The following is a 10,116-nucleotide window of genomic DNA, read 5'->3' as shown; positions in this document are numbered from 1 at the left end:
CAGTGGAGCTAACGGGATTCGAACCCGTGACCCCCACACTGCCAGTGTGGTGCGCTACCAGCTGCGCCATAGCCCCGTGCATATTCAATTGTTGGGATTAACCCAGTGGAGCTAACGGGATTCGAACCCGTGACCCCCACACTGCCAGTGTGGTGCGCTACCAGCTGCGCCATAGCCCCGCTTTCAACTCATGTAAATCTACATCCCACCCGGTGTTTTAACCAAATCGGCAGGTCGCCAGGTTATCCCCCACCGGTCCCCCGGAGCTCCACCCCACCGGTCCCCTCCCCGATTAACAACACACAGAACGCGGTGATCCCCCGCCCTGACAACAGGGCGGGGGATCACTCATGCGGTATCCGGCGGGTGGTTATGCCCGCTGGGCGCGCAGGTACTCGATCCACTGGTTGATGTCATCAACCGGCAGATCCTGACCGTCCTGCAGCACGCGTGGGGAGGAGACGGAACCGGTCTGCTCGTTGAGCAGTTCGGCATTACCGGTGGCCATATCGATGGCGCGCTGGGTGTTGTCCCCGTTGCGGATGGCATCCACAACGCTGGACTCCGCGCCCATGTGACCGGCGGCGTCGGCGAAGTCATCATTCGTCCACTGGTTGAGCACATTATCCTGCTCCTCGAGGAGCAGGGTGCGGTAGTTCCAGTACAGATCGGAGTCACCGGAATCGGCGACAGCGAGGATGGCTGCTAGGGAACGGGTGGAGTGTCCCTCAGCGTTACCGCGGTCAAGGAAGTTGAGGGAGTGGACCTCGACGACCAGGTCGCCGGATTCGATGTCGGCCCTCATGTCATCATCGGTGTTCTCCGCGAGGAGTGCACAGTAGCTGCAGGAGAAGTCCTCGTACAGCTGGACCACGTCGGCATCGGCGGCTGCACCGTCCTCAGCCTCCAGGGTGACCTTGTCCTCGTCGAGAGTGGCGCTGATGGAAGTGTTCTCATACTCGCGCTCGGCGACGAATTCCGTCTTCGCACCCTGGCCGTTGATGACGATGTAGGCGACAACGGCGATTGCCACAACCACAACGGCAACCAGTGCCCAGAGGAAGGCCTTGCTGCCTCCCTGGTTGGGGTTTTGTACTTTGTTGCTCATGTAATGCCTTACCTTGTTTTCCTATGTTGTTTCCTGCGCGCCGATCGGGGCAGAACCACTGTGCAACCCCTGCGGTGCGGGGGCACCTCAAACGGGCATGACTCTAGACTTTAAACCATCGACGGGTTGTTTGACATGTCCACTAATGACCCGCCAGCTGACCCACCAGTCGCCCCTACTGCCCCAGCACCTGACTGACCAGAGCCTGGGCTTCCTCCTGGACCTGCTTGAGGTGTTCCTCACCCTTGAAGGATTCGGCGTAGATCTTGTACTTGTCCTCGGTGCCGGAGGGGCGGGCGGCGAACCAGGCGTTCTCGGTGGTCACCTTGAGGCCTCCGATGGCGGCGTTGTTGCCGGGTGCCTCGGTGAGCTTGGCGGTGATCGGCTCGCCGGCCAGTTCGGTGGCGGTGACCTGCTCGGGGGACAGTGCCTTCAGGATGGCCTTCTGCTCGCGGGTGGCCTCGGCGTCGGTGCGTGCGTAGGCGGGGGCGCCGTACTGCTCGGCCAGTTCGGCGTAGCGCTGGGAGGGGGTCTTGCCGGTCACGGCGATGATCTCGGCGGCCAGCAGGTTGAGGATGATGCCGTCCTTGTCGGTGGACCAGGTGGTGCCGTCCATGCGCAGGAAGGAGGCGCCGGCGGATTCCTCGCCGCCGAAGCCGATCTCACCGGAGATCAGTCCGGGCACGAACCACTTGAAGCCCACGGGTACCTCCACCAGGGTGCGGCCGAGGCTTGCCACCACGCGGTCGATCATGGAGGAGCTGACCAGGGTCTTGCCCACGGCGGTGTTCTCCGACCAGCCCGGACGGTGGGCGAAGAGGTAGTCGATGGCCACTGCCAGGTAGTGGTTCGGGTTCATCAGTCCCGCGTCCGGGGTGACGATGCCGTGACGGTCCGCATCCGCGTCGTTGCCGGTGGCCACGTCGAACTTGTCCCGGTTGGCAATGAGGGAGGCCATGGCGTGCGGGCTGGAGCAGTCCATGCGGATCTTGCCGTCGGAATCGAGCGTCATGAAACGGAAGGTGGCATCCACATGGGGGTTGACCACGGTGAGGTCCAGGCCGTGGGCCTCGGCGATGGCACCCCAGTAGTCCACGGAGGCCCCGCCCATCGGGTCGGCGCCGATGCGGACGCCGGCCTCGCGGATGGCGTCGATGTTGACCACATTGGGCAGATCCTCAATGTAGGTGCCCTTGAAGTCGTAGCGCCCGACGCGCTCATCCAGTACACCGTTGACGGGGACACGCTTGACGTCGACAAGCCCGCCGCGGAGCAGGTCGTTGGCGCGGTTGGCGATCCAGTCGGTCGCGTCCGCGTCGGCCGGCCCACCGTTGGTGGGGTTGTACTTGAAACCACCGTCGCGCGGCGGGTTGTGGGACGGGGTGATCACGATGCCGTCGGCCAGCGGGTAGGACGGGCCGGCCGTGCCCCAGCGCACATCCTTGTTATGGCGCAGGATCGCGTGCGACACCGCCGGGGTCGGGGTGTAGCCGCCGTCGGCGTCCACAAGCACCTCGACGTCGTTGGCCAGGAGCACCTCGAGCGCGGAGATCATCGCCGGCTCCGACAGGGCATGGGTGTCGCGGCCGATGAAGATCGGACCGACCCAGTTGGAGCTGCGCTGGTTGCGGAAATCCACGATGGCCTGGGTGGTGGCGAGGATGTGGTGCTCATTGAACGCGCTGTCCAGGGAGGAACCGCGGTGGCCGGAGGTACCGAAGGCCACCTGCTGATCGGGGTTCTCCACGTCCGGGATGCGGGTGAAGTATGCGGTGACCACCTCCGCGATGTCGATGAGGTCCTCTGGCTGTGCCAGCTGCCCGGCGCGCTCGTGTGCCATGTGTGCTGCTCCTTATGAAAATGACTCGTGCAGGTGCTATCCCTGTCTGCTATCCCTGTCCATCATTCCCGCAAACACGCGTCTTTGCAGGGGATGGGCGAAATTTCAGGCGGGTAGACTCCGGTTTTATGCCAAAACTCTGGGAGGGCATGTCCGTCGGTGCCGGCGCGGCGGTGGGTGCCTGCGCGCGCCTGGCGCTCACGATGCAGTTCGGTGACGGCCTGTGGCCAATCCTCGCCATCAATATGCTGGGGTCCTTCCTCATGGGCCGCTACCGGCCGGGCCCGTTCTGGGGTACGGGTGTCCTCGGTGGTTTCACCACCTTCTCCGCCTTCGCGGTGATGCTTGTCGACGCCCCCCTCCCGCACGCCGTCACCTACCTCACCGTGACCGTGGTGGGCTGCGTGGCAGCCTGGCTGGTGGGCAACCGGTGGGCGTCATGATCTCCGTCCTGAGCTTCGTTATGGTGGCTGCGGGTGCCTTCCTCGGCGGGGTGCTGCGGTGGGCGCTGACCCGGTTGCTGCCCGCCCGCCGGGGAACCCTTACCGCCAACACCCTGGCCTGCCTGGTCGCCGGGATCGTGATCGGCAGTGCCTTACCTGTGCTGGAGACCGCGCTCCTGGTCACCGGTTTCTGTGGGGCGCTGTCCACCTGGTCCACACTGGCCCGGGAGCTGGGCGAACTGATCGGGAAGCGGGACTGGGGTGGGCTGGTGGCCTATGGTGGCACCACCCTGGTGCTGGGGATCGTGGCGGTACAGGTGGGTCTGCAGCTGGCCTAACGGAACGCGGCGATGATCACCCACACCAGCAGCACGCCGGGGATGAGAACAAGAAGGATGAAGGCCCACGCCCGACCGGCGGGTTGCCCGAGGTTGAAGGTGAAGTTGGTGCCGGTGCCGGTGTCCACCAGGATGCGTTTATCCCCGGGGTCGTTGTAGAAGATCCCCCAGGCCTTCCCCTGCTCGCCTGGTTCCTTGGGATATTTCCGCTCAATCGCCTTCTGCTCCTTCACCAGCGCCCACATGAGCAGTCCGCAGAGCGCGAAGATGGCGGCCAGTGACAGGGGTAGTCCCCACCGGTTGTGGTCGGCGGTGTAGCTGCGCGCCAGCATGAACAACACCAGCAGGTTGAGGGTGAACATGAACCAGCCCAGGTGTCGCTGTGTCGCGCGGTAGCCGTGCCAGGTGCGGTGGGCCTCATTGGGGGTCTTCGCCCCACCGGGGCCGGTGACATACCCCGACTGCATGGAGACCATCGCCTCCGCGGCGAGGTGACTGAGTATCAGCACGACAGGGCCCAGCAGGATGTTGAACAGGAATCCGCCCAGGGTCTTCTCCCGGAAGCCATCCGCCTCGCCCGCGGCGTTCCAGTGGATGGGCATCGGGTCGGGTATGTCCGGGTAGTAGACCACAAGCAGGGTGAGCACCACGATCGCGGTGGAGACCACGGTGGCCAGGATCCATCCCCAGTTCATCGGGATTTTCGGCAGATCGGGCATGCGCTTGTCTGTTCGTCTCACAGTGCCAGATGGTAGCAAGGCCCCCGGACACGCAGAAGCTCCCCGCCACCTGGGCGGGGAGCTTCTGTGTCGGGATGCGTTAGTCCGCGATGGCCTCCAACGGAGGCGTCTTGGCCGCCTTGTGCGCCGGCCACAGTGCCGCGATGACACCGACCACGGCGGCACCCAGCAGCATCAGGGCGAGCTGACCCCACGGGACGGTGGCGGGGGCATCAAGCCCCTCACCGGACATGACCGTGACAAAGGCCCAGCCCAGCCCCAGGCCGATGAGCATACCCACGATCGCACCGTAGATGGCGATCTGGACGGATTCCAGGGTGATCATGGTGCGGACCTGACCGCGTCCGGTACCCACCGCCCGGAGCATGCCGATCTCCTGTCGACGCTCAATGACATTGAGTGCCAGGGTGTTGATGATGCCGATGATGGCCACGATCACCGCGAGCGCGAGCAGCGCGTACAGGATGTTCATCATCGTGTTGATGATCTGGACGGTTTCACCTGCGTACTCGGAGGAACTCTGCACCTTGACCACGATGTACTCGGCCACCGCATCCTCGATGTCGGTGCGTGCCTGCTCCGGGTCCACACCCTCGGCGACATTGGCCAGGATCATCTGGGGGATGGTCCGACCCTCGAGCGGGGTGCCGGCGAAGGAGGCCTCGGACACCATGAAGTTACCGAGCACCATGTTCTCGTCGTAGACACCGACCAGCTCCACCTCACCGACCGGCTGACCGGCGGCGTTGAGCGGATAGGTGCCACCCAGTTCCCAGCCGGCGGATTCCGCGAACGGCCTGGAGGCGATGAACCCGGACTCGGTGAGATCCAGGGTGCCCTCCACGCCTTCCGCGACGATGAGCTCCCCGATGTTGCCATCGGCGGTGAAACTCATCGACTGCGGGCCGCCGACGAAGGAGGACTGTCCGTCGATGTCCACAAGGTTGGCGCCAACGGTGGACACCTCGGCCACGCTGTCCAGGGCCGCCACATCACCGGCGGCCTCCCGCGGCAGGGTGATGGATCCACCGGCGGGACCGGTCAGCACATAATCGGCGCTGACCTGCTCCTCCATGAGGTCACTGACGGCCTCCTTCATGGTGGCCGACAACATACCGATCGCGGTGACCAGGGCGATACCCAGGGTCAGTGCGAAGGCGGTGGTGGCGGTACGACGCGGGTTACGCCTGGAGTTGGTGGAGGCCAGACGCCCCACCGCACCGAAGGGTGCGCCCAGGATCCGTCCGAGTCCGCCGACCACGGGGATGGACAGTGCCGGGGAGAAGAAGAAGGTACCCACGATGACAAACAGGGCACCGATACCCACCATGATGGCGCGCGTGGTGGTGGAGGAATCTTCCAGTGCGGCACCCGCGATCGCGAGGATGATGCCCAGCACCAGGATGATGCCACCGGTGATGGTGCGTCCCGCCATGGAGCGGACCGTGGTGGATTCGATGGCGCGCATGGCCTCGACGGGTTTGACCTGGCCGGCGCGCCGGGCCGGGGCCCACGCACTGATGACCGTGACGATGGTGCCGAGCACCAGTGCGGTGATCACGGCGGTCGGGGTGAGGCCGAGACTGCTGCCCATGGGCATGCCCAGGTTGTTGAGTACCGCGGAGATGGCCGCCACCAGTCCCATGCCACCGAGGACACCCAGCGCGGAACCGAACAGACCCACCACGATCGCCTCGAACACCACGGAGGTGGTCAGCTGCGGGCGGGAGACACCGAGTGCGCGCAGCAGGGCGAATTCGCGCATCCGCTGCGCCACGATCATGGAGAAGGTGTTGGCGATGATGAAGGTACCCACCAGCAGTGCGATGAGTCCGAAGGCCACCAGGAAGTACTGCACGAAGCTGAGGGCATCACGGATGACGCCGGTGATCTCCTCGACGAGGGCCTCGCCGGTCTCGATCTGGTAGTCCGGACCGAGGTCGGTGCTGAGGGCGTCGACAAGCGCCTGGGGTTCCGTGCCCTCCGTCCCGGAGATGATCACGGTGGGGACGGTCTCCCCGTCGAGATACCGCTCGGTGTAGGCCTCCTCGGACATCGCGAGGCGGATTCCGCCCATGGAGGCGGCTTCCTCCTCAATGGTGGTAGTGCCGGTGATGGTCACGGTGTAGCGACCACCGGAATCCACCACGAGCAGCTTGTCGCCGATGCCGAGGCCGTACTCCTCCACCGCAGAATCGTTGATCAGGACCTCTTCGGTGCCCTCGGGCAGCTCACCCTCGCCGAGCTGGTAGGGCATGCCCACAGCCTCCTCGGGGTCATAGAAGATCCCGAGGGAGGAACTGCCCGAGCCGGTCTGGATGGCCTTGGCGTCCTCGGTGGCCAGGACGACACTCTGGCTGGCATTGATGTTGAGGGTGTCCACGTCGTCGCGGGCGCGGATCTCGTCGACGGTCTCCACCGGAATACCGTCGATGTTCTCACCCGGGGACACCACCACGTCCACGCCGTCGAGGGAGCTGGAGATCGCCTCATCGAAGGTGGAGGACAGTGCATTGGTGAACATCATGGAACCGGAGACGAACGCCGTACCCAGCACCACAGCCAACACGGTCAGAAACAGCCTGACCTTGTGCGCGGCGATGTTGCGCAGGCTCACCCTGCGCATGGTTGATCCGGAACTCATTACTTGACGTCCTCGATTCCGGTCATGGCGGCCAGGATGTCATCGATCTTGGGATCGAGGATCTCATTGACCACGCGGCCGTCGGCGAGGAAGATGACGCGGTCGGCGTAGGAGGCGGCACGCGCATCGTGGGTGACGATGACCACGGTCTGGTCATCCTTGTCCACGGCGGTCCGCAGAATGTTGAGTACCTCGGCGGAGGAGTTGGAGTCGAGGTTACCGGTCGGCTCATCACCGAAGATGATGTCCGGGCGGGACACCAGGGCGCGGGCACAGGCCACGCGCTGCTGCTGGCCACCCGACAGCTCAGCCGGACGGTGCTTGAGACGATCGGTCAACCCCAGACGGGAGGTGACCTCCTCGAACCAGTTCTGGTCGACCTTGCGGCCGGCGATGTCGGTGGGCAGGGTGATGTTCTCCGCCGCGGTGAGGGTGGGCACCAGGTTGAAGGACTGGAAGATGAACCCGAGGCGATCGCGGCGCAGCGCCGTCATCTCCTTGTCCCTGAGCGTGGACAGATCGGTATCACCGATGAACGCGGAACCGGAGGTGGCGGTATCCAGGCCCGCCATGCAGTGCATGAGGGTGGACTTGCCGGAACCGGACGGCCCCATGATGGCGGTGAACTTCCTGGCCTCGAACTCCACATTCACGTGATCCAGGGCGGTGACCGTGGTGTCCCCCTGACCGTAGGACTTGTGCAGATTCACGGCCCGTGCCGCTGCCTCACCCGCGACCGGACGACCAGCATTGATGTCGGTGGCTGGGGTGAAGGAGTTCTCCGACCCCGTCTCAGGAGTGTTCGCGGACTGGTTGCTCATCAATTCGGGTGCTTTCCTCAACTTGTTGCGCCCCGTGGGCAGCTGCCACGGGGCCTTGGGTGGGCTCGGTGCGTAGCGACGCGTTTAACGACGTGCTTGACGACGATTACCCCTGTCAATCTACCGGAGGGTACATGGGCGGGAGATCAGGGAAGACCCCCAAAACTCCCGGGCATTCACCCGTGGACTCCCCTTGGTCACCAGTTCACAGGTAAAACCATGGGATTTGCTGTGTGCACCATGGAAAACAGGGGCCAATCTGGGGTTTGGGTACCGCTGACCGACATTGACCGGTGTCAGGTATCACAATCCGAACTAGGGTGGGGGCATGACCAACGATCATGACATCGATATCAAGCCACGTTCACGCGACGTGACCGACGGCCTGGAACGCACCGCCGCCCGGGGCATGCTCCGCGCAGTCGGCATGGGCGACGACGACTGGGAGAAACCCCAGATCGGTGTGGCCAGCTCCTGGAATGAAATCACCCCCTGTAACCTCACGCTGAAGAAGCTCGCTGAATTCGCCAAGGAAGGTGTCCACGAGGCCGGGGGTTATCCCCTGGAGTTCGGCACCATCTCCGTCTCCGACGGCATCTCCATGGGCCATGAGGGTATGCACTATTCCCTGGTGTCCCGTGAGGTCATCACCGACTCCGTGGAAACCGTCATGAGTGCCGAGCGCCTGGACGGCTCCGTCCTGCTCGCCGGCTGCGATAAATCCATCCCCGGCATGCTCATGGCCGCCGCGCGGCTGAACCTGTCCTCGGTGTTCCTCTACAACGGATCCACCATGCCGGGCACCGCGAAGATGTCCGACGGCACGGAGCGGGAGGTCACCCTCATCGATGCCTTCGAGGCTGTCGGTGCCTGCCGCGCGGGAACCATGAGCAGAGAGGACGTGGATGCCATTGAACGCTCCGTGTGCCCCGGTGAGGGTGCCTGTGGTGGCATGTACACCGCCAACACCATGGCCTCCGCCGCGGAGGCCATGGGCATGTCCCTGCCCGGTTCCGCCGCTCCCCCGGCCATCCACCAGGACCGTACTCTCTATGCCCGCCGTTCCGGTGAGGCCGTCGTGGAACTGTTGCGGAAGGGGATCCGCGCCCGCGACATCATCACCCGGGATTCCCTGCTCAATGCTGTGGCAGTGGTCATGGCACTGGGTGGGTCTACCAATGCGGTACTCCACCTCATGGCCATCGCCCACGAGGCCGAGGTGGATCTCACCCTCGAGGACTTCAACGCGGTGGGCGACAAGGTCCCCCACCTCGGCGACCTCAAGCCCTTCGGCCGGTACGTGATGAACGACGTGTTCAAGATCGGCGGTATCCCCGTGGTGATGAAGGCGCTTCTCGACGCCGGCCTCATCAACGGCGACTGCCTCACCATCACCGGCAAGACCGTCGCAGAGAACCTCGCCGGCATCAACCCTCCGGATCCCGACGGCCAGATCCTGCGCGCCATCGACAACCCCATCCACAAGACCGGTGGGCTGACCATCCTGCACGGCTCCCTCGCCCCTGGTGGCGCCGTGGTCAAGAGCGCGGGTTTCGACGCCGATCGCTTCGAGGGCACCGCCCGTGTCTTCAACCGGGAGGCCCCCGCCATGGATGCCGTGCTCAACGGTGAACTGAAGGGCGGTGATGTGGTGATCATCCGCTACGAGGGCCCCAAGGGTGGACCTGGTATGCGCGAGATGCTCGCGATCACCGGTGCCATCAAGGGCGCGGGTATCGGCAAGGAGGTACTGCTGATCACCGACGGCCGTTTCTCCGGTGGTTCCACCGGCCTGTGCATCGGCCACGTCGCCCCCGAGGCTGTCGACGGCGGCCCGATCGCCCTCGTGGAGGACGGCGATCCCATCATGGTCGACATCACCCAGCGCCGTATCGATCTCCTGGTGGACGAATCCACCCTGGAGGAGCGCCGGAAGACCCTGCAGCATCCGGAGAATCCCCGTCTGCATGGTGTGCTGGGCAAGTACGCCAAGCTGGTGCAGTCGGCCTCAACGGGCGCGGTCTGCTTCTAGAACGACAAAAGGGGGTGTGCGCCGGGGAGATCCCCGGCACACACCCCCCTGATTGCATAGTGGACGCAAAATGTGTGTGACCGTATCACCCACCACGGGGTGATACGGTCACACACATATCTATCTTTTTTAAGTTGTTGGTCGGCGGTC

8 protein-coding genes and 2 tRNA genes are annotated in these 10,116 nt (G+C 64.4%); 3 read left to right on the top strand and 7 right to left on the bottom strand.

The annotated features are described in order from the left end of the window. Positions 1–3: 3 nt before the first annotated feature. The 4 genes from H9627_RS12765 to pgm form a co-directional block, all read right to left on the bottom strand. Positions 4–76 (bottom strand) — tRNA-Ala (locus H9627_RS12765). A gap of 30 nt (positions 77–106) precedes the next feature. Then, positions 107–179, bottom strand: a tRNA-Ala gene (locus tag H9627_RS12760). Positions 180–370: 191 nt separating this feature from the next. Beyond that, entirely contained in the window at positions 371–1,108 is a 738-nt protein-coding gene (locus tag H9627_RS12755; RefSeq protein WP_191734418.1) for a DsbA family protein, read from the bottom strand. 175 nt (positions 1,109–1,283) lie between these two features. After that, a complete protein-coding gene (gene pgm, locus H9627_RS12750; protein WP_191734417.1) occupies positions 1,284–2,948 on the bottom strand; it encodes a phosphoglucomutase (alpha-D-glucose-1,6-bisphosphate-dependent) in 1,665 nt (554 codons plus the stop codon). A 128-nt stretch (positions 2,949–3,076) separates the two neighbouring features. On the opposite strand from pgm, the gene H9627_RS12745 reads away from it, so the two are divergent. Next, complete coding sequence (locus H9627_RS12745) at positions 3,077–3,391, top strand: fluoride efflux transporter family protein (protein ID WP_191734416.1); 315 nt, start codon at positions 3,077–3,079, stop codon at positions 3,389–3,391. Further along, the gene (locus H9627_RS12740; RefSeq protein ID WP_225213849.1) at positions 3,388–3,729 is read left to right on the top strand and encodes a fluoride efflux transporter FluC; all 342 of its coding nucleotides are present in this window, start codon (positions 3,388–3,390) and stop codon (positions 3,727–3,729) included. Before H9627_RS12745 ends, H9627_RS12740 begins: the two co-directional genes overlap by 4 nt. On the opposite strand, the gene H9627_RS12735 is transcribed toward H9627_RS12740, so the two are convergent. The 3 genes from H9627_RS12735 to H9627_RS12725 all read right to left on the bottom strand — a co-directional run bounded on the left by H9627_RS12735 (position 3,726) and on the right by H9627_RS12725 (position 7,934). Beyond that, positions 3,726–4,469, bottom strand: a complete 744-nt coding sequence (locus H9627_RS12735; RefSeq protein ID WP_318247798.1) for a DUF1648 domain-containing protein — start codon at positions 4,467–4,469, stop codon at positions 3,726–3,728. The two genes, H9627_RS12740 and H9627_RS12735, sit on opposite strands and share 4 nt — an antisense overlap. A 79-nt stretch (positions 4,470–4,548) precedes the next feature. Beyond that, positions 4,549–7,113 carry an ABC transporter permease gene (locus H9627_RS12730; protein WP_191734415.1) on the bottom strand — a complete coding sequence of 855 codons (2,565 nt, stop codon included), beginning with the start codon at positions 7,111–7,113 and terminating at the stop codon, positions 4,549–4,551. Beyond that, on the bottom strand, positions 7,113–7,934 hold the full coding sequence (locus tag H9627_RS12725; RefSeq protein ID WP_191734414.1) for an ABC transporter ATP-binding protein: 822 nt from the start codon (positions 7,932–7,934) through the stop codon (positions 7,113–7,115). Before H9627_RS12725 ends, H9627_RS12730 begins: the two co-directional genes overlap by 1 nt. Positions 7,935–8,262: 328 nt before the next feature. On the opposite strand from H9627_RS12725, the gene ilvD reads away from it, so the two are divergent. Beyond that, complete coding sequence (gene ilvD / locus H9627_RS12720; RefSeq protein WP_191734413.1) at positions 8,263–9,966, top strand: dihydroxy-acid dehydratase; 1,704 nt, start codon at positions 8,263–8,265, stop codon at positions 9,964–9,966. The last annotated feature ends 150 nt before the right edge of the window (positions 9,967–10,116 follow it).

This window comes from Corynebacterium gallinarum, assembly GCF_014837045.1.
Classification (GTDB): Bacteria; Actinomycetota; Actinomycetes; order Mycobacteriales; family Mycobacteriaceae; genus Corynebacterium; species Corynebacterium gallinarum.
Note: the sequence above shows the minus strand (reverse complement) of the source record. Positions and strands in the feature narration are given on the sequence as shown.